Below are 20386 nucleotides of genomic sequence, written 5' to 3'. Positions count from 1 at the left end.
GAACACAATCAGTACCGACAATAAACGCCCGGAAGGGTTGAAAAGGAAACTGCTCAGAATGTCATATCGCCTTTATGTCAGGCCCCTGCCGCCCTTTGAGGCACCTGATCCCGGTCTCGATATCACCGGGGGAACCCAGTTATACAACTGGGTTCTGCTCGATGCCAGCGGGGATGCCCAGGCCCGCGGCACGGCGGACCCGAAAGAAGATATCGAACAGACGCTGGCACAGAATAATCTCGAAAACGTTCTGATGGTGGGCCTGCTCCCGGGCGAAGAGGCACTTTTCTGTATAGCGGACATCCCGGCGAAGCAGACGCGGTTCGTGTACCAGGCGTTGCCTTATGCGGTGGAAGAACAGATAGCCCAGGATATTGAGAGCGTTCATCTTGCCCTCGGTAACCGCACTGAAAAAGGCTTCCGGGTAGCTGCAGTCGACCGTCGCCGCATGGCGGAGTGGGTTGCGATGTTCAGTGGGTGGGAACATCTGAAACTGGAAGCGATTTACCCCGACGCAGGCCTGCTTCCAGTCACCGAAGGAGGTTGGTCGATCTGCCTGGACGGCGAGACGGCCATGTTGCTGAGCGATCATGGGGAGTGGCTCAGTGTTCAGGCACGCAACCTTGCCATGTTTGCCCAGACCCTTGCGCTACCACCATCCGATGAAGTTGTCGCGGAAGTGCCGGTTACAGTTTACGGGATCGAACAGGAATTTGAGCATCAGCAGGCCGATCTCGCCGAGCTCAAGTCCTCCGGTCGCCTGACTGTCAGGGAAGAGACTCTGGAACTGATGCCGCTGGAATTGCTGGCTCACGCTCATCATCACCATCTCTGCCAGCCGATCAATCTGTGCCAGGGTGAGTACGCCATCCGTTCCCGTAAATCCAGTGCGCTGGCGGCGTGGAAACCATTGATTGCGGTTGCCAGTGTCTGGTTCGTTATCCAGATCGGTGTTGAGGTTGGTATGGGCCTTTATCACCAGCAAAAGGCAGACGAACTTCAGGATCAGGCCATGACTGTTTATCGTCAGGCGTTTCCGGACGATGCAAGAACCGATGCGCGTAATGTGCGCCGGGTGGTTGAAGGCCAGTTGCGCCAGCTGCAGGCAAATGGCCCGGCTACCGGGTTTATCACTCTTATGAAGTACACCGGCGAACAGTATTCAAAAATTCCGGAGACGGGTTCGGTGGTCTTCAACTCAGTCAATTACAGCCGCAATCGGGGAGAGCTGGCGGTGGATGTCAGGGCGGACAGCTACAACAAACTGAGCGCCCTGCGCAATGGCCTCACCAACCAGGGGCTGAAGGCAGAAATCGGTTCAGTGGTGAACGAATCCGACGGCGCCCGCGGTCGGTTGACGGTCTCAGGAGGATAACGTCATGTTGAACAGAATCAGGGAACAGCCAGCGGTGGGCAAACTGATTGCCCAGTATGACCAGTTACCCCGCAGGGACCAGCAGGCTTTGACCGTCCTGGCGATTGCCGTGTTGCTGGGTATTCTTTATTTTGCGGTCTGGACACCTGCAGTAAGTTTCCACGACGACGCCCTCAGTGAGCGGGAACGGTCGGCTGAGCTATTGGCCTGGATGGAAGCCAATAACGATGCCCTGAAGAGGCTGTCTGGCGCCAGCGGCAGTCAGGGCAACTCCCCGGTTGATGCCCCGGAAGACGGCCGTGAGCTGATGTCACTGGTTACCCGCAGTGCTGGCGAAGCAGGGTTGTCGCTGCAGCGTTTTGAACCCAGCGGCGACAGTGCTATACGGGTCTGGCTTGATGGCGCTCCGTTTACCGAGGTGGCCAGCTGGCTTGAACAGCTGAATACCGGGCACGGTGTTCAGATAGACCAGGCCTCGATGGATCGACAGAACGATCCGGGCATGGTATCCGTACGTCTTACTTTAACAATCTGAGACCAATGCTGGAGAACACAGGATGACTGACGGCACAGACAACAGGACCAGCTCGGAACCGGCTATTGTCCGTCTCGACACAAGTGCCCGTAACGAGGCCATATCGATACTGGTCAGCGCCTATCGGAACGAACCTACGTTCCAGTATCTGTTTGACCATCGTCGCCCGGGGTACGAACAGCGGGTAAGAGCCACAGTGCGGGAACTGATTGACCTGTATTTCGAGCTGGATCAGGACGCCATTGGGGTGATGGCAGATGATACCCTGGTAGCCGTCGCATTTATTGGCGAACCTGAACTCCGCCTGAACCTGGCAGAGCAGATCAGCTGGCGGATTCGCATGGTCCTTACCGCCGGCTTTGCCTGTACCCGTCGTTATCTCGATTACCACGAAAAAATCAAGGAAATGCTGCCGCAACCCCTGGCGCATCAGTTGCCATTGATGGGGGTCAATCCCAAATACCAGAACAAGGGCTATGGTCGGATGCTGCTCTCCACGGTGGAAAAACTGTGCGCAGAGAACCCTCGCGGCAGTGGGCTGGTGCTGGATACCGGTAATAGCCGATATCTGCCGTTCTATGAATCCGAAGGCTTTCGCAGCCTTGGTACCATCCGGCTGGGTGATTTTGAAGACCACATACTGTTTCGCGAGGTCCGTGCCGGAGAGGCCGCAATGGCCCCCGGATAAGCGAGCAGGTTTTTTGCATTACAGGAGACGCTGTGTCTGACAAACAGGATTTCGATCTGATCATTATTGGTGCCGGTTCCGGCGGTGTGCGGCTGGCGCGGATGTCCGCCGCCAAGGGCGCCCGCGTAGCGGTAGTCGAGTCACGTTACCTCGGCGGCACCTGCGTGAACGTGGGCTGTGTACCGAAAAAACTGTTCGTCTATGGCTCTCATGCTGGCGAGGACATCGAGGATGCCGCCGGTTATGGCTGGAGCGTACCTCACGACCAGGTCACCTTTGACTGGACCCGGCTGGTGGCTAACAAGAATGCCGAGATAGAACGGCTCAACGGCATTTACGGGCGCATGCTGGAGAACGCCGGTGTCACCGTGATCGAGGGCACTGCCTCGCTGGCAGATGCCAACACAGTGGTTGTAGGAGAACGGACCTTCACCAGCAAACACATTACTATTGCAACCGGCAGCTGGCCCGTAGTGCCTGAAGTGCCCGGCAAGGAATGTGTTCTTACCTCCAACGAGATGTTTTACCTTCCGCAATTGCCAAAGCAGGCCGTGGTCTGGGGGGGCGGTTATATTGCAGTGGAGTTTGCGGGCATTCTTGCGGGACTCGGAGTGGACACAACTCTGCTGTACCGGGGAGAGCTCTTCCTGCGGGGATTTGATGATGATGTTCGGGAATTTACTGCCGCGGAAATGCGCAAGAAGGGCATCAACCTGCGTTTTGGCGTCAATATTGAATCCATCGAGACGGACAACGCCCACTATGCTGTCAACCTGACTGACGGCTCTCGCCTGAATACCGGGCTGGTCATGGCGGCTACGGGCCGCCGGGCGCTGGTAGATGGGCTTGGCCTGGAGGAACTTGGGGTTCAACTAAGTGCGTCCGGGCACGTGGTAGTGGATGACTATTTCCAGACCGCGGTCCCCTCCATCACGGCCCTGGGTGACGTGATCGGCACGCCCCAGCTGACACCGGTAGCGCTGGCCCAGGGTATGGTGCTCTCACGGCGCCTGTTCGGGGATGGTAAGGGGGAGATGGATTACAGCAGTATCCCCACCGCGGTATTCTGCCAGCCTAACATCGGCACCGTCGGGCTAACCGAAGCCGAGGCAAGGGAAGCCGGCCATAAGCTGCGCATCTACCGCTCCGAATTCAAACCCATGAAGCACACCCTCAGCGGGCGGGACGAGCGAGCACTGATGAAACTGGTGGTAGATGACGAGTCAGACAGAGTGCTGGGTGCGCATATGGTAGGACCGGATGCCGGGGAGATAACCCAGGGTATTGCTGTTGCGATCAAGGCCGGTGCGACCAAGGCCCAGTTCGACAGCACCATAGGTATTCATCCGACGTCTGCTGAAGAATTCGTCACCATGCGTGACCCGGTGGCGTGATCTGAAATCCGGCCGCTGGTTACACCCGTATCCAGCGGCTGAGTACCTGTCTCAGGTTTTCTTTTCTAACCGGTTTTGACAGATAGTCGTTCATTCCCGCTTCGCGACAGGTTGATTCCGTTCCTGGTAGCGCGTCAGCGGTCAGAGCGATGATCGGCGTGCCACCCTGGCCGTTACTCTTTTCCCATTCCCGGATGCAGCGCGTGGTTTCGTAGCCGTCCATTAACGGCATCTGGCAATCCATCAGAATCACGTCGTAACCAGCGTGATTGGTCCTTACCAGTTCCAGCGCCTCCTCTCCGTTTAGCGCAGCATCGGCATCAAATCCCAGGCGCCTGAGAAGCGCTGTCGCCACCCTCTGGTTAACGATATTGTCTTCGACGACCAGCGCCCGTGCCTTGGCCTGACCGGCTTCAGCGGGTGCCTGATCTCTGGCGATGTGGGGCGCGGCCGGCGTTGCTCGCTCAAAAGGCAACTCGAAACGGAAGGAGGACCCTTTGCCGAGATCGGTTTCCACCTTCACATGGCCGCCCATCAGTTCGACCAGCCGTTGAACAAGGGAAAGGCCCATCCCGGTCCCGCCGTACTGTCTGGAATTTCCGCTTTCAACCTGCTCGAAGGAATTGAAAATGTCATGAATCCGTTCAACCGGAATGCCGCAACCGGAATCGCTTACGGTGCATTTCAACAGAACGCAGTTTTCCTCCAGAGAGAACCACTCGGCTTGAACACTGATGTAGCCGTCGCCGGTAAATTTGATAGCGTTATCAACCAGGCCGGCGAGGATCTGTCGCAGCCTGGAGGCATCGCCTAGTACCAGAGGGTGCGTCGGCCATTCCCCCACGAATTTGGAAGATAGCGTCAGGCCGTGTTGTTCGGCAGTGTGGCGAAAGCTTGCAGTGCAGTTGGTTATCAGCTGCTGCAGGTCAAACTCGCGGTTTTCCAGCTCCAGGGTGCCACGGTCGATGTGGGAGTAGTCCAGAATATCGTTGATAACTGTCAGCAGGTCCTCTGTCGAGTGCCGGGCCGTTTGCAGGTAATCGATCTGCCGCGGGGTGAGGGGTTCCTCGGTGACCAGTTCAATCATGCCTAGCACACCGTTGAGTGGCGTGCGCAATTCGTGGCTCATGGTTGCCAGAAATTCCGACTTTGCCCGGTTGGCCTGCTCCGCCCGCTCCCTGGCTTTCTCTGAGGAGGCGAGGGTGTCATCCCTGGACTTTTTCAGTGTTCTGAGATGGGTAGCAAGCGAGTTCAGGCTTTCTTCCAGTTCCCGGATTTCCCGGGTGGTGCCCGTGCGGCTGACGGGAACTTCTTCATACTCCGTGTTGGTCAGCTTCGTCACCCGACGGGAAAGAGCGCGAATCGGGGAAATGATGCTGTTCAGGGAGTGATTGACTATTAGCAGGGTAAACAGCAGGAGTGAAAAGCCTACGGCAAGGGAGGTCCAGAGTATGTCCTGACGACGTGCAGCCAGTTGTTCCTTGTTGACGCCAACCTGAACGGTTCCCACTCTGAGTGCGCCGGCGCCGAACCCGTAATCCGGTTCAAACCATTCTGTCTGTCGGTCTCCGCCCAGATCCACGGGCTGTTGCAGAATTTCCGATTCAAACACGTCGAAGCTTTCGTCAGGCAAGGTTTGTGGTGGCTGCTCGCTGGATACAAAGCCGACTTCCTCGCCCATCAGGTTAGATACCCTGATCCATTGCGCCCGGCTGCGGCGCAGGGATTGGGAGAGAATTTGTTGCAAGGCTGCGTTATTGCCGGAGACCACAGCGTATTCAACGGCTGGCGCAAGGCTGTCTGCCAGCATCTGGCTGCTGTCGGCCAGATCCTTCCGTGCATCATCAAGCCGGGCAGAGGTGAAAAACACCATCAGCACAACGAACATGACAATCGCTGGAGCGGCCCCCAACAGCAGGAGCTTCCGGGAAAGCGGAGCCTGAACGTCTGTCAGATTACTCATTGGCAGCCTCCTCAGGCGCGACAAGCTGCTCCATCACCGAATTGATAATGTCCTGGTTGTCGGGTAAGGGAATATTCAGGGACCTGGCAACCTGATGGTTCAGGTCGATACTGAAGTTATCCGGGTAGGCGGGCGCTGGAAATTGGCCACTTGCCCGGTATTCGTTGACAAAGTCCGCGGCCAGTTTCGCAATCTGGGTGAGGGGCGTGTAGGTAGAGGCCAGTGATCCCGCCTTTACATAAGCCTGACTCGGCCCGATGACAATCCGATTACGCCGGTATGCGGTCAGCAGGATATGTTTGATGGTTCTTGGATTGTAGATGGTGCTGTCGGGTGCTGCGAGGAGGAAGTCACCGTAGTTCAGGGCACGGATCAGGGTTGGTATCAGCCTGTCGTCGGACGTGACCACAAATATTTTCCCCTCGAGCCCGTAGTCAGGGAGCTGTTCCGTTAAGGGCTCATACAACTCAACTGTGTCAGGGCGCGCCAACATCGCAACCCGGGTGGCTTGCGGCAGAATGGCCCGGCCCGCGATGGCTTGCCGAAGAAGAGGAGGATTATAGAGAATACCGGAGACCGAACCACCGGAGCGTTCGGCGTAGCCGTCGATGAACGATTCATCTACCAGAAGCGCCAGCACAGGCACGTTTCTGTCTTCCTGGCGAACGCGGGTAAAGGCTTCCGGACCCAGGGCAATAACGGGCGTTTCGCTATCCTGGGATGTCTGCCCGGGGCTGAATGACCGGACCACCGTTGTACGTCCCAGCGCTTCTTCGAGCAGGGATAGCATGCGACGGTTTAACGCAGAATTCTCGGAACCGGCAAGGTAAACCAGTGAGCCCGTGGCGGATTGAGCTGCAGCAGGATGAAGTGACTGGGTGACAACCAGAAACAGGGCAAGGACAACCAGAAGCCATCTGGTTGCAGGCGAACCTGTTCTTGCCGGAATGTTCGGGTAGTTTGTGTCTTTCATACCGTCCGGGGTCTGATGTCGTCCTTGGTGTTTCAGAATCGCACGCCAGCTTCAACGAAGAACTGGTTATGGTCACTGATAATATTGTCGGGGCTGAGAGTCGGATCCCTGTTCAGATAGTGTTGCATGGTTAGCGCCAGTTCGTAACTGTAGCCTGTTCTGAATACCTGTCGGGCCAGCCGGAAATCGGCCCGCTCAAACTGGGAGCGGCGGAACTCGTCGGCGAAATAGAAGGCGGTTGAGGAAACCAGGTCAAACGGTAAGTCCTGAATCCACGCAACGCTTCCTGAATGTCTTACGGAGAGCCGGCCCAAAAGCTCGACGGCGTATCGTTTGTCTCCGGCATCACGATCATTTTCTCCGGTGTAACGTCCGTTCTGGTCAAGATAAGCATAGCTGATTCGAAGCTTGGTGCCGGGATAATCCAGAGTACCTTCCACTTCAAAGCCTTCCTGATCAAGGGCAACGTTATTGTCAATGGTCCATTCTTCCTCGTTAATAATGCCGCTGATCATGTCCCGGAGCTGGTCGTTAAAATATCTCACTTCCAGCGAAAGGATGGAGGCATCAAGATAATACTGACCAAAATAGCTTATTTCCCTGGAAGTTATACGCTCTTCTTCAAGTGTTTTCCCGAACGTGGAGGTGGTTGGGTCGACCAGGTCTTCCACCGGGAATCTCTGTCCTTCAGCAGCCTCGAACGGCGGCGCTACATCTCTGGGACGATAGGACCAGTCGGGATTCTGCTCGAAAGCATCAGGTGTGCGAACTGCCCTGGAGTATACGAACCGCAGGGTATGGTTATTGGCAAGTATAAAGTTTGCTGCAAGGCGGGGAGAAAAATACCCCTCGTCCGTTGTGGTTGTTCTTTCCCAGTTGCCGCCAGAGTTCAGTGTCAACCAGCCGAAGGGCGAATACTCCAGATTACCGAACACTCGGGATTGGTAGTTGTTGCCACGACCATTGAAAAATGTCTCGGACCGGTACGTATCTTTGCGATAACCCAGACCAGAGACCAGTTTCAGGTCCGGGTTGAACAGAATGGTGTCCTGCAGTTCGAATTCCAGGCGTGATTCTTCGGTATCTTCATTCAGGTTGGCCCTGAAGGGATTGGTATCACCCGGCGCACACGCTCTCAGATCAGGAGTTGCCGTATTCGGATCAAGAATGTCCACGAACTGGTCCTGGGGAATACAGATGGTCCACCTTTGCCTGCGGTCGTAATTCTGGAACGATGCTTGGACATGGTAGAAGTGGCGCTCCGAGGTGGTAACGTTCAGACGGGTCTGAAGATAGTAGTCGTCCACCAGAATATTGGGGTCCTGATCGGCGCCCAGTTTTCCGTTTTTGCGCGCGTCTTCCTCATCAATTCCGTCTACAAGCCCGGCGCGTAGGTCGAGGTTGTAATCTCTGCTGAGGAGGAGATTGCTGTCGTAGTTGAATGTGTTCATATCGTACCCGTCGTTAAACGGGTAGAACCTGTCGTCATCTTCCTGTTTATCAAAGCCATCCGATCTGCGCTTTTCATAGGCCAGGCGCCACTTGTAGTCTTCGCCGGTATCGCCAACAGAGCCGAAGGCCCGGCGGTAACCCCGCGCGCCCGATATTGCCCGCAACTCAACGCCGGCCGTATCTTCCGGGGCGCGGGTGATGATATTGATGGTGCCCAGGAAAGCGTTGATGCCATAGGCTGCGCTGTTGGGGCCGCGGCTGACTTCGATTCGTTCGATCAGGTCCAGCGGCACCGGCATGGTGTTCCAGTCCATGTCGGACAGGCTGGCCTGATAGGAAGTGCGACCATCCACCTGAACCTGAAGCCGGCGCTGCTCGTAATGCACTGTGCCATGGTAGCTGGTCACCGGCTGGTTACTGCCAACGGCATCAACCGTCATGCCGGGTACCAGGCGGAAGACTTCCACCAGGTTCATGATGCCCAGATCCCGGATCATGTCTCCGGTAATGATGGTGGTTGTACCCGGCACCCGTGATTTCGGTTGTCTGAGACGAGTAGTGGTCAGCACTTCGGGAATAGCGGAACCAGAGTCAAACGCGTCCGGCGCATCGCCAAGAGCGGCCAGGTCGTAACTATAAGGGGAATCTTCTGCTGCTTTCGCTGTTCCAGCCACAGCAAATACACCAGTGAGAAGGGTGGCCACCAAACGGTGGCGCATCCGGCGGCTTCCGCGAAACTCCGGATTATTAACGGGATAGTTCGTAACGGGCATGGGTGTCGTTTTATACTTTGCCGAGAGTGGGAGTTTTTTTATTAACTGCTTGCCCATTATCCTAAGTGAGAAGATTACATTTGTCTCTCAAAAATGTAATGTTTATACGCTAACCGAGTTGTAACACTATGAATTGTTGGGAAATACTTGGAATTGAGCCCACCCGTGACCGGGCTCTTATTGATGCTGCCTACGAGCGACAGGAAAAGTTTGCTTCCGATGAGGAGCGCGAGCGTTTGCGCCAGGCCTATCGTGAAGCTACTGGCGGCGACCGTATCGAAGCGGAAGAGCCGAGTCCAGCTAGCCCCACGCCGGCAAATAATGCTGTAACAGAAGCTGAAGAACAGGGCGAGCCGGCGGAGTTGAATGCGTCCGAGCAGCAAATTGTGCGAGAAGTCATTATTCAGATTAACGCGCTGCTCAATGATTCCCGCCGCAGCGGCGACCCACAGATCTGGAAAGCTATTCTCGGTGAGCCACCAGCGGACCAGCCGCGACTCAGGAAAGAAATTGGTCGCTCTCTCGAGCCCCAGGTACGCCCAATGGCGGAGAACGGTACCTTCCCGGCACCAGTAACGCAGTTCCTGGCGGGCTGGTTCGACTGGTACAGCCTGCGCGATGCGCCTGAACTCCAGGAAGAGGATGAAACCTTTTCAGAAAAATCGAGCGTCGATCGGGAGCCTCAGGAAGAGTCACCCCCCCAGATGGTCAACTTCTGGCCAGCGGTTGTCGGCTGGATCGTCGGGTTGGCCATTCTGGCCACGCTATTCAGTGGGATGGGCGGCGGAGGCTGACGCTGCCTCGATCTTGCTACGGTACTTCTGTGCCAACATGGCGCCAACAATGACCTGAATCTGGTTGTAGCACATGATGGGCAGCACGATCATCCCGAATCCCGGATGCCCGGAAAACAACACCTTGGCCATGGGCAGACCCGACGCCAGGCTTTTCTTGGAGCCGCAGAACACCACGGCGGCTTCATCTTCCAGACTGAACCCAAGCCTGCGCACGACAAACATCGCCATCACCATAAAGAATCCGAGCAGCGCGAAGCACAGCGCTATCGCCAGCAGAATGGCGTTCAGTGGCAGGTTCTGCCAAAGACCGCTGGCGACCGAGTGAGAGAAGGCGGAATAGACGATCAGCCAGATCACACACTGGTGATAACGGGACGTGAGGGATTCGTTGCGCGCCAGGAAGCCTCCGAGCCAGGGCCGCAGCCCATGACCCACCGCGAAGGGCAACAGAAGCTGAAGCACAATGTCCCTGAGCGCTTCAGCCACCGAGAAATTGCCATCCCCAGAGGTACTTACCAGCAAAAGTAACAGGAACGGGGTTAGCATCATTCCGAAAACGTTGGATGCCGCGGCGCTGCAGATTGCTGCCGGAACGTTGCCCCGTGCCATGGCGGTATAGGCGATGGAAGAAGACACCGCGGAGGGCAATACCCCCAGATAGAGAAACCCGAGCCCCAGATCCGGCGGCATCCAGCTCGGCGCAAACCGGCTTATCTCGTTAATCGGCAGCACGACCAGCGGAAAAAATACGAAAGTGAAAGCGGTAATAATGATGTGCAGCCGCCAATGGGTGGCGCCAGCGACAATCTGCTCGCGGGACAGCGCTGCACCATGGAGGAAGAACAGCAGGGCAACGGCTATTGTGCCAGTGGTGGCCAGTGCTTCGGCGGCCTCGCCGCGTACCGGCAGGAATGTCGCAAGAACAATGGCGCCCAGCAACAATATTGTGAAGGTATCGAGGCGGAGTTTCATGCAAGCCTGCTCCCCAGTGCATTGAGGCTTGGCTGGAGCAGGGCTTTTGCAAGTGCTTCAGCTTTGGCTTCGTCCTGGCGCCGAATGGCCGCCAGCAGCAGCTCATGGTCTTCCTGGGAAGGTTCGGGAAGATCAGAATCGAGCTCTGTCTGCTCAATGGTCATCGCAACGGCATGGGCAAAATAATCGTACAGTTCGGTGAGGGCAGGGTTGTGGGATGCGGCAACCAGTGCCGTGTGGAACGCCTGATCATAACGGATCCGCTCTGCAATGTTGTCACCGGCTTTCCCCCGGTTATCCAGGGCCAGGGTCATTCTTTCCATATCTGCGGCATCACGTCGCTTTGCAGCAAGCTTCGCCGCTTCCGTTTCCAGCATGATGCGCACTTCGAGCTTGTCTCTCAGCTCTGAACGGCCAATTCGTCGCAGGGTTTCTCCGGCGTCTTTTGTAGCCCGAACGTAGGTACCGTCTCCCTGACGGGTTTCCAGCATGCCCACATGGGCCAGCACGCGGACAGCTTCCCGAACCGTGTTTCTGCTGACCCCCAGTGATTCTGACAGGTCTGCTTCTACCGGCAACCGGTCGCCAATGGCCCAGTGGCCCTTTTCGATAGCGAGGCGAAGGCTCTCTATAGCGGTCTCTACCAGGGAGCCTCTGGTAATTCTCTGGAGTTTCATGTTGAAGATCCTGACAGATGATGAACCAATCATCCTATGAATTATCTGCTACTGTCAAACACTGCGCTGGAGCGGGCATTATCGCGAAGGTTCGAGAAACTCGTAGTCGTCCGGATCTACCTGGCGCGTGGCCTTACGGTAGGTGAAGGTAAAGCCCGGCCAGTTCACGGTATTCTTCCCGTTCTTGTCCAGGTACCAGGACTGACAGCCAGACTCCCAGACGCTGTGTTGCAGTTTTTGCTGAAGGGTGGCTGAAAAATCCCGTAGCCGGTCCGCTTTTACATCCATGGCACTGCCTGGCTGGGCTCGCAGCGCCTCGATACAACTGAGCACGTATCGAACCTGGGACTCCAGCATATAAACAATGCTGTTATGGGCGAGATTGGTATTCGGGCCATAGAGCATGAACAGGTTTGGGAAACCCGACACGGTGATCCCTTTATAGGCCTCTGACCCGTCGGCCCAGGCTCTGTTCAATGACACGCCTTTGCGCCCGAGGATCTCCATGGGTGAAAGGAACTCGGAGGCTGCGAACCCGGTGCCGACTATAATCGCATCCGCTTTATGCAAACCGCCGTCTTCGGTAACAACGCCGTCTTCCACAACCCGTTCAATGCCTTTGGTGACCAGATCCACGTGGGGTTGGTCTACGGCCGGGTACCAGTCGTTGGAGATCAGAATACGTTTACAGCCAATCCTGTAGTCCGGGATCAGGTGCTGGAGTTTTTGTGGGTTCTGAACTTCGCTTCTGGCAAAACGCTTCGCTTGCCAGGCAAATATCTCCAGCAGGCTGTTGAAGCGGGTAAAGGCCAGGGCTCGGGTCTCGTTCTTCCAGTAGATCAGGTAGCGGTATAGGCGGTCCCATGCCGGAATCGTGCGGAATAGCGTCTGCTCCCAGCGGTAAAATCGTCGGTCCGGTTTGGGCAGCACCCAGGCTGCGGAGCGCTGGAACAGGCTGAGAGATTGCACCTGCGGCACGATCTCCGGTACAAACTGGATAGCACTGGCGCCGGTGCCGATCACTGCCACCTTCTTCCCGGTCAGGTCATAATCGTGATCCCAGCGGGCGGAGTGAAATATCTTGCCGGTATAACTTTCCAAACCGGGGAGGCGGGGCCAGGCGGGCTGGTTCAACTGTCCGGTAGCGGTTATCACGATGTCGGCTTCAAAGGCGTCGCCGTCAGTTGTCGCTAGCGCCCAGGTGTTGGTGGTTTCATCAAAGGCAGCGCGGGCAACTTCCTTATTGAAACGAATGTGCTCTGCCAGCTCGTATTTTTCCACGCAGTGCTGCATATAGCCGAGAATTTCCGGCTGTAAACCAAACTTCCTCGACCAGTCGTGCTTGGGCTCAAACGAAAACGAGTAGAAGTGGGACTGAACATCGCAGGCGGCGCCAGGGTAGGTGTTGTCCCGCCATGTGCCGCCGACCCCCGGGGCTTTTTCCAGCATGGTAAACCGGTTGATTCCGGCCTTTTTCAGCTGAATGGCCATGCACAGGCCGCCGAAGCCTGTGCCGATAATGATTATGGAGGGTGTTTTGCCACTGGCGCTGTCAGCCATGAACGCTTCCCTTTAGCAGGTTTCAGGGTTCTGACAGAGTATACGGGTGGTTTTCCCTCGGGTAGATGGCTTTACTCGCCAATGGGAGTAGTCAGAATGATCATTCTAGAAACGGATCAGCGCTGAGCCCCAGGTGAAGCCGCCACCAAATGCCTCCAGCAGAATCACCTCGTTCTTCCTGATGCGGCCGTCACGTACGGCCACGTCCAGTGCCAGCGGGATGGAGGCAGCGGAGGTGTTGCCATGCTTGTTGACTGTCACCACCACCTGATCCATGGACATATTCAGCTTGCGGGCCGTGGCTGAAATAATCCGGAGGTTGGCCTGGTGGGGAACCAGCCAATCGACGTCGGATTTCTTCATCTGGTTGGCTTCCAGGGTTTCATCAACGATCCGTCCCAGAGTATTCACCGCAATCTTGAACACTTCATTGCCTTTCATGTGCACGTGGCCCTTGCCAGCGCGAACCTGATCGAAGCCATCACCGATGCCACAGGGAACGTGGAGCAGGTCTTCGTACTTGCCATCTGCGTGAATGTGAGTGGACAGGATGCCGGTTTCTTCACTGGCTTCCAGAACCACTGCACCGGCGCCATCGCCGAAAAGCACGCAGGTTCCGCGGTCTTCCCAGTCCAGAATGCGGGAAAACAATTCTGCACCCACCACCAGCACCCGCTTGCTGCTACCGGTTTTGATGAACTTGTCGGCCACCGACAGGGCATACACGAAGCCACTGCATACTGCCTGAATGTCAAAGGCCGGGCAGCCATGAATGTCCAGCCGCGCCTGAAGGATGCACGCCGAGCTCGGGAAAATTTTGTCCGGTGTGGAGGTGGCGAAAATGATCAGGTCGATGTCATCAGGCTTCAGGCCGGCTGCTTCAATTGCCAGGCGTGACGCTTTTTCCGCCAGATCAACGGTGGTTTCACCTTCCACGGCAATATGGCGCTGCTCGATGCCGGTACGCTCACGAATCCATTGGTCGCTGGTGTCGACAATTTTTTCCATGTCTTCGTTTGTCATGACATTCTCGGGCAGGTAAGAGCCCGTGCCGACAATTCGCGCGTACGTCATGTGAAATGTTCCTTAGGTAAACTGGTCAATGCTGAGATTCTTTCAATCATCCTATACCTTATTGATCGCTCCCAGCTATTAGCGGTTTGTCAAAGGTGGGGGCTACAGGCTGCCCGCTAAGCTGGTACTCAGGCCATAATCAGCTATACCTATAGACAGGCACCTTTGTTGTGAAGGAGTGTTGCTGGTGACAGACCTTCCCCTCGGCATGAAGTATTACCTGCTAATCCTCACCTCTAGCCTGATTGAAGACCTCAATGACTACGGCGTCAAATGGATTGCGAGCGAGCCCGGCATCGCTGTCCGCGACGTAGAGAAAGCGTTTTTCAGCGCCCGGGCTATCGAGACCAGACTTCCGGATGAGCCCGATGAGGCCGACCCCCGGCTCTGGCCAGAGCTGATGAAGTCCATTCACACAATTCGAAGGGTGCTAGACGTGGTGGAAAAGACCACCTTTGACGCCGTTGTTGCCGAAGCCATGGAGGCCACCTCCAGCAGCGCCCGGGCGGACATCCAGCAGGTCTTTGACAGAAAGCGCGCTGCAGGGGAGGTCGACTTCCGTTTGCACGGCATTCTCAATACCCGGCCAGAGGGTGACGAACCGGACCCGGCCGTGAAGGAAGCGTTTATGCTGAAGCGGGCCAGGCGTTACCAAAGCTTCATGGTGTTTGATGGCGTAAGCCTGAATGAAGATGAGAAAGTGATCGTGGGCGACGCAAAGGCGCTGGCCCGCCACATCATGGACGGCGACCGTGACAACCGGCGAATTGACGCATTGCTTGTTATGGGGGCCGTACTGATTGAGACAGCCAGCGTCCGCCTGAAAACACACATACCCGGCCTTATCCGTGATAGCTTTGATCGTATGGCTACCAAGGCCGCCATGGCGTTAGGTGCCATTGTGTACCGCGATGAGTACCGGAACCTCAAAGAATCCCTGGGTCTTGAGCTACTGGATTCCGATTTGTAGGTTTGCCGGCAGGAATGGCATCCTGACCATCCACTCTGCGACAAGAAGGAGACGAGGTAATGGGCATTTCCAACCACGAGCTTCACAACGAATTCCCGCAATTCAAAGAACTGATCGACGAGTTGAAAACGAACGACCTGAAATTCAAAGAACATTTTCAGCAGTACGCAGAGCTGGACCAGGAAATTGAGGGGCTTGAGCTCAGAGATTCCCCGATCGGTGATGACAAATTGCACCGGATGAAACAAAAGCGCCTCCAACTGAAAGATGACCTCTATAAAACGCTCGTGAGAAAGTCCAACGGGGCAGGATAAGTACAAGTCACTAGCCCTCCGGGCCCTGAAAAGGGGCCGCGTAGTGGTTTCCAAGTATGGGGCCGGGAAGGCGTCATCCATAAAATAGGTTACTAACAAAGACCGGTTACGGTTTACCCCTTTTGTTGTTACCTATGAATGGATGATCGAAATGAGCAGAGCAGTATCACTATACAAAGGGTGGAGAATGAAGCGTAACTTCCTCCACCTGGTCCTGACTATGGAACCGCGCCTTCTCAAAGACGTTGGCTATCCACCTGAAGTTGTTGAACAGCGTTTGAGAACGCCGTTCTGGAAGTTCTCAGCAACGGCTTGAAGATCTCAGTTCAACACCGAATCCTGCAGAAAACGCAGGAGCTTCCGGTTGTTGGCGTGGGCAATATTGATTCGCAGGGCCGAATCTCCATTATGATCGGCCAATTCGAAGAGCTGGCTGGGCGCCAGGAAGATTCCCTCTGCGGCGGCCTTTCGGGTTAACGCCATCACATCTACGCCATCCGGAAGCGGACACCACAGATAGTAGCCTCCCGTTGGGCTTTCAATGTTATCCAGGGCAATGCCGCGCAAGGCAGACACGGCGTCAATGCTGGCGTTGGCAACCCGGTCGCGGAGTCGCTTCAGATGTCGACGATAGCGGCCCCGCACGATCATTTCGTGGACAATACGTTCGGTAGTACCGGAACTGTTCACAATGGTCAGCATCTTGATGTCCGTCAGAGACGTTATCAGGGCAGGGTTCGCCGCGATATACCCGCATCGCAGGCTCGCTGACAGCGTTTTCGAAAAAGTTCCCACGTAGATCACCCGGTTCAGTGCATCCAGCGAAGCGAGGTGAGGCGTGGCCTTTGGCAGAATGTCTGCGAAGGGGTCGTCCTCAATCACTACCAGGTCATAACGCTCTGCCAGCGTCAGTAACCGGTGCATTTTCTGCAGCGACATGGAGGTGCCCGTGGGGTTATGGGCCATAGGCTGCACGAAAAACAGCTTCGGCCTGAACTGCCGTATCTTGTCCTCCAGCATGCCCATGTCCGGGCCATCCGCTTCCCGCTTCACACCAATGACGTTAGCTTTCTGAAGCTTGAGCTTGCCAAACATGGGATAGTAACCGGGGGTTTCCACCAATACCGCATCATTGGGCTGTACGAAGTGGCGAACGATCAGGTCAAGGGCATGGTTTGCACCAAAGGTCATGAGAACCTGATCGGGGCTGGTGCTGATTGCCCGATCGGTTAGTGCCCTGGCGATATCCTCTCTCAGCGCCTGCAGCCCCTGCGGACGGCCATACTCAAAGTCGTCGGCATTGTCCGATATGCCGGAGTGCCGTTTCAGGTAGCGTCCTATTTCGGAGCTTTCCATCCAGGTGGCGGGTAAGCGGCCATCACCAGCCCGGATTTCGTAGTGCTGGTTCAGTTGTTCCCGTAGCAGCGAGACAAGATCCAGAGCTTCAGTGACGTGTTCGGAATAGGGGACTGGCTGTGCGGGGTTCGCGGCCTCGACATAAAATCCGGAGCCCCGGCGCGGGCTGATATATCCGGTTGCCACCAGCCGGTCATAGGCATCCGTTACCGTATTCTTAGAGACCCCGTGGCTTTCAGCCGCCACACGAATGGACGGCAATCGTGCGCCTGGCATGAGCTGTCCGGACTCTATCTGCTGAATCAGACTGTCGGCGATATGCTGCGCCCGGGATAGTTTGCCTGCCATATCAACTCCAAATTGTACCAGCATATTGACTGGTACAGTCCGTGGTACACATCAGCCAAGTGTCACTTGTTCATTCTAATCGACTGTCCTAATTTGTACAGGTACGCCGAGCAGGAGAACGACGCCCCCTGAATGCGCGAATTGCGGTGTACGCGGCAATAACAAACACAAAAACGACCACCAGTCGATGGAGAACACTATGAATAAAACCATAAGCCAAAGGGCTGTTGTTGGCCTTCGTCATGTCTGCACAAGCCTGGTTGCAGCGGCTGCCCTTTTTACCAGTGTGAGCTCAGCCGCGGAACTTCCGGAAGTAAACTGGCGCATGCAGGCGCTATGGGATGGCGGCACCACTCCTTATGAGTTCGAGAAGCGTTTCGTTAACCGGGTCTCCGAACTGACCGACGGCAAGTTCACAATCCGGCTTTTCGCAGGTGGTCAACTGGCCCCGTCGGCGCAGGCTTTTGAAGCGGTCCGTGGCGGTGCCTTTGAAATGATGAAAACCTTTGACGGTTACGAGGCCGGCTCCATTCCTGCATTTGCCTTTACCAGCACAATCCCATTTGGCTTCCCTGAATCCGATCAGTACGAAGCCTGGTTCTATGAGCGGGGTGGACTGGAGTTCGCCCGTGAAGCCTATGCAAAGGCGGGGCTCTTTTACATCGCCCCGACGGTGTATGGACAGGAGCCGATCCACTCGAAGTTTCCAATCAACACCCTGGAAGATGTAGAAGGTAAGAAAGGTCGATTTGTCGGGCTCGCCAGCACGGTGATGGCTGAATTTGGCGTATCGACTACGCCACTGCCAACGGCCGAGGTTTACCAGGCACTCGAAAAAGGCGTCATCGACTTTGCCGACCGGGGGGACCTGACGGCGAACCTGGAAGCTGGCCTGGGCGAAGTGGCCAAGTACGTCATTGTTCCCGGTTTTCACCAGCCAACCACCGCTACAAGTTACGTGGCCAATCAGCGCGCGTACGACAAGCTGCCGGATTCGTACAAAGCCGCGCTGGAAAGCGCCGCTCGTGAAATTTCCGCCGCCCTCAGGCAACACAATGTCGCGCAGGATGCCGTAGCCCTCCAGAAGTTTGAAGAGCAGGGTGCGGAGATTATTCACCTGGATGCCGACATGGTTGCCGAGGCCCGCCCCGCCGCGATGAAAGCCTGGGAAAAGGCCGCCGGCGATGATGAACTTGCCAATAAAGTCCTCGATAGCCAGATCGAGTTCATGAAAGAACTCGGACTGCTGGAATAACACCGACCCTGCATCAAACGAAGCCAGCCCGGTCAGCCGGGCTGAGACCTCAGGTTGAGGAGAGTCTATGTCTATTGTTCAGGGCTACTGTAAGGCGGTAACCGGGTTGAACCGATGGCTTGCAGTGATGGCCTCCCTGTTGGTCTTCATTATGGTGGCCGTCATTTCATACGAAGTTGTGGCCCGGTATTTCTTTGACGCACCCACTGTCTGGGCGCTGGAACTGTCCACGCTCCTGTTGGGGCCCTACTTTATGCTGGCTGGCCCCTATCTGCTCCATACTGCGGGCCACGTCAATGTCGATATTGTCTACGGCAAGTTGTCCCCCAGAACCGCTGCCATGGTGGATACGGTTATCTATCCGGTGATCGGGGCGATTGCCTGCGTATTGATCTATCAGAGCATTCCCGTTGCTCTGAATTCGATTGAATCCGGCGAGACTTCGTTCTCATCCTGGAACCCTGCCATATGGCCGGCGAAAACCCTGATACCGGTAGCTTTTACTCTTCTGTTGCTCCAGTCGATCGCTGAAACGCTACAGGCGGTCCTGCGTATCCAGAGCGGCGGGGAGAGTGCTGTATGAGTTCGACCTTCGTTCTGTCGGCCATGTTTATTTCCCTGCTGGTGCTATTGCTCAGCGGAATGCCACTCGCCTTCGTGCTCATATCCCTGGCGGTGCTGTTTACGATCACCCTCTGGGGCACGGACGCGCTGGTGTTGTCGGTGCTGCAGACGTTTGATGTGATGACGTCGGACGTGTTGCTCGCCATACCGCTCTATGTACTGATGGCCAGTATTCTGCAGCGCTCGGGAATCATCGAGGCTTTGTACAAGGCTATGGAGTTATGGTTCCGCAGGCTCCCCGGTGGCCTCGCTGTGGGAACCATCGCCATCTGTACCGTGATGGCTGCGATGACGGGCATAGTGGGCGCAGCTGTGGCTGCCATGGGCATCCTGGCGCTGCCGTCCATGCTTCGCCGTGGTTATGATGAAAAGCTTGCCCTTGGCACCATTTGTGCCGGCGGCACCCTGGGCATTCTAATTCCTCCTTCCATCATTACCATTGTGTACGCGGCAACCGCCCAGGTGTCGGTCGGCAAGATGTTCGCAGCGGGTATCGTGCCGGGAATGGTACTGGCAGGCCTCTATGTGGCTTATGTGGTTATTCGTACGCTGTTAAAGCCCAGTGTCGCCCCAAGGCCGGAGCAGGTGGACGTCTCGGTGCGGGAGATGTTTGCCTCCCTCAAGTCCCTGATCCTTCCAACCCTGATTGTCTTCAGCGTGCTCGGGAGTATTTATGCGGGTATCGCAACGCCTACCGAAGCCGCTGCGGTCGGAGTGGTAGGTGCGATGGTCTCGGCGGCGTTACAGGGCAAATTCACACCGACCAATCTCAGTGACGCGGCGATGGACACCCTGCGTGTCACTACCATGATCATGTGGATCACCATCGGGGCGAAGATCTTTGTGTCCATCTTTACCGGAACCGGAGGCGCGGATTCCCTGCTGATGTTTATCCAGGATCTGGAGCTGAATCGCTGGCTGGTGTTGCTGGCCATGATGGGCATTCTCGTGCTGCTAGGGCTGTTCCTCGATGAGATCGGCATCATCCTGCTCTGTGTACCGGTGTTCCTTCCGATCATCAATGCGTTTGATTTCGACCCTATCTGGTTTGGTGTGCTGTTCCTGATTACGGCGCAAATGGCCTACATAACCCCGCCGTTCGGATACACGCTGTTCTACATCAAGGGCGTACTGCCGCCAGGCATCGGTATGGAGACTGTGTACCGGGCCATCGTTCCGTTCCTTGTGCTGCAGCTGTTTGCCCTGGTGCTGTTCATGATATTCCCGGACCTGGTGACATGGCTGCCCAATCAGCTTTCCCAGCGCCTGGCGTCCTGACAATCCAA

The 20386-nt window shown here is 56.1% G+C and carries 18 protein-coding genes; 10 read left to right on the top strand and 8 right to left on the bottom strand.

Going from position 1 to position 20386, the window contains the following annotated elements; genetic code table 11:
- Nucleotides 1-58: 58 nt before the first annotated feature.
- The 4 genes from gspL to gorA are packed head-to-tail and all read left to right on the top strand — an operon-like array spanning nucleotide 59 to nucleotide 3992.
- The gene (gene gspL, locus FO268_RS11230) at nucleotides 59-1375 is read left to right on the top strand and encodes a type II secretion system protein GspL (protein WP_150992948.1); all 1317 of its coding nucleotides are present in this window, start codon (nucleotides 59-61) and stop codon (nucleotides 1373-1375) included.
- Between the two features lie 4 nt (nucleotides 1376-1379).
- Nucleotides 1380-1910: a type II secretion system protein GspM gene (gene gspM / locus FO268_RS11225; RefSeq protein ID WP_150992946.1), complete on the top strand. Its 531-nt coding sequence runs from the start codon at nucleotides 1380-1382 to the stop codon at nucleotides 1908-1910.
- A 22-nt stretch (nucleotides 1911-1932) separates the two neighbouring features.
- Entirely contained in the window at nucleotides 1933-2598 is a 666-nt protein-coding gene (locus FO268_RS11220; protein ID WP_150992944.1) for a GNAT family N-acetyltransferase, read from the top strand.
- Nucleotides 2599-2630: 32 nt separating this feature from the next.
- Nucleotides 2631-3992, top strand: a complete 1362-nt coding sequence (gene gorA, locus FO268_RS11215; protein ID WP_150992942.1) for a glutathione-disulfide reductase — start codon at nucleotides 2631-2633, stop codon at nucleotides 3990-3992.
- A 19-nt stretch (nucleotides 3993-4011) separates the two neighbouring features.
- Here gorA and FO268_RS11210 read toward each other — a convergent pair whose 3' ends face one another.
- From FO268_RS11210 to FO268_RS11200, 3 genes are read right to left on the bottom strand one after another with little or no spacing between them, the layout of a single operon-like run.
- Nucleotides 4012-5955, bottom strand: coding sequence for an ATP-binding protein (locus FO268_RS11210; RefSeq protein WP_150992940.1), 1944 nt, complete (start codon nucleotides 5953-5955; stop codon nucleotides 4012-4014).
- Entirely contained in the window at nucleotides 5948-6928 is a 981-nt protein-coding gene (locus FO268_RS11205) for an ABC transporter substrate-binding protein (RefSeq protein WP_150992938.1), read from the bottom strand. The genes FO268_RS11210 and FO268_RS11205 overlap by 8 nt, the downstream gene beginning before the upstream one ends.
- 32 nt (nucleotides 6929-6960) lie before the next feature.
- Nucleotides 6961-9099 (bottom strand): TonB-dependent receptor plug domain-containing protein, encoded by a 2139-nt coding sequence (locus FO268_RS11200; RefSeq protein ID WP_150992936.1) that lies wholly within the window; start codon nucleotides 9097-9099, stop codon nucleotides 6961-6963.
- 182 nt (nucleotides 9100-9281) lie between these two features.
- Here FO268_RS11200 and FO268_RS11195 point away from each other — a divergent pair, with 182 nt between their 5' ends.
- A complete protein-coding gene (locus FO268_RS11195; RefSeq protein WP_150992934.1) occupies nucleotides 9282-9947 on the top strand; it encodes a J domain-containing protein in 666 nt (221 codons plus the stop codon).
- Here the strand turns inward: FO268_RS11195 and FO268_RS11190 are convergent.
- The 4 genes from FO268_RS11190 to FO268_RS11175 form a co-directional block, all read right to left on the bottom strand.
- Nucleotides 9918-10922 carry a bile acid:sodium symporter family protein gene (locus FO268_RS11190; protein WP_150992932.1) on the bottom strand — a complete coding sequence of 335 codons (1005 nt, stop codon included), beginning with the start codon at nucleotides 10920-10922 and terminating at the stop codon, nucleotides 9918-9920. The two genes, FO268_RS11195 and FO268_RS11190, sit on opposite strands and share 30 nt — an antisense overlap.
- A complete protein-coding gene (locus FO268_RS11185) occupies nucleotides 10919-11599 on the bottom strand; it encodes a FadR/GntR family transcriptional regulator (RefSeq protein ID WP_150992930.1) in 681 nt (226 codons plus the stop codon). Before FO268_RS11185 ends, FO268_RS11190 begins: the two co-directional genes overlap by 4 nt.
- Nucleotides 11600-11677: 78 nt before the next feature.
- A complete protein-coding gene (locus FO268_RS11180; RefSeq protein ID WP_150992928.1) occupies nucleotides 11678-13159 on the bottom strand; it encodes a flavin-containing monooxygenase in 1482 nt (493 codons plus the stop codon).
- Between the two features lie 105 nt (nucleotides 13160-13264).
- Nucleotides 13265-14233: a beta-ketoacyl-ACP synthase III gene (locus FO268_RS11175; RefSeq protein WP_150992926.1), complete on the bottom strand. Its 969-nt coding sequence runs from the start codon at nucleotides 14231-14233 to the stop codon at nucleotides 13265-13267.
- Between the two features lie 187 nt (nucleotides 14234-14420).
- Between FO268_RS11175 and FO268_RS11170 the strand changes: the two genes are divergently transcribed.
- Both FO268_RS11170 and FO268_RS11165 read left to right on the top strand, forming a co-directional pair.
- Nucleotides 14421-15203 carry a hypothetical protein gene (locus tag FO268_RS11170; RefSeq protein WP_150992924.1) on the top strand — a complete coding sequence of 261 codons (783 nt, stop codon included), beginning with the start codon at nucleotides 14421-14423 and terminating at the stop codon, nucleotides 15201-15203.
- A 59-nt stretch (nucleotides 15204-15262) separates the two neighbouring features.
- Complete coding sequence (locus FO268_RS11165; RefSeq protein WP_150992922.1) at nucleotides 15263-15517, top strand: YdcH family protein; 255 nt, start codon at nucleotides 15263-15265, stop codon at nucleotides 15515-15517.
- A 321-nt stretch (nucleotides 15518-15838) separates the two neighbouring features.
- Here FO268_RS11165 and FO268_RS11160 read toward each other — a convergent pair whose 3' ends face one another.
- A complete protein-coding gene (locus tag FO268_RS11160; protein ID WP_150992920.1) occupies nucleotides 15839-17221 on the bottom strand; it encodes an aminotransferase-like domain-containing protein in 1383 nt (460 codons plus the stop codon).
- Nucleotides 17222-17420: 199 nt separating this feature from the next.
- Between FO268_RS11160 and dctP the strand changes: the two genes are divergently transcribed.
- From dctP to FO268_RS11145, 3 genes are all read left to right on the top strand, one after another.
- Entirely contained in the window at nucleotides 17421-18476 is a 1056-nt protein-coding gene (gene dctP, locus FO268_RS11155) for a TRAP transporter substrate-binding protein DctP (protein ID WP_150992918.1), read from the top strand.
- A 67-nt stretch (nucleotides 18477-18543) separates the two neighbouring features.
- Entirely contained in the window at nucleotides 18544-19059 is a 516-nt protein-coding gene (locus FO268_RS11150) for a TRAP transporter small permease subunit (protein ID WP_150992916.1), read from the top strand.
- On the top strand, nucleotides 19056-20378 hold the full coding sequence (locus tag FO268_RS11145; protein ID WP_150992914.1) for a TRAP transporter large permease: 1323 nt from the start codon (nucleotides 19056-19058) through the stop codon (nucleotides 20376-20378). The genes FO268_RS11150 and FO268_RS11145 overlap by 4 nt, the downstream gene beginning before the upstream one ends.
- Nucleotides 20379-20386 lie beyond the last annotated feature (8 nt).

Source organism: Marinobacter denitrificans, assembly GCF_008795955.1.
GTDB lineage: Bacteria > Pseudomonadota > Gammaproteobacteria > Pseudomonadales > Oleiphilaceae > Marinobacter > Marinobacter denitrificans.
Note: the sequence above shows the minus strand (reverse complement) of the source record. Positions and strands in the feature narration are given on the sequence as shown.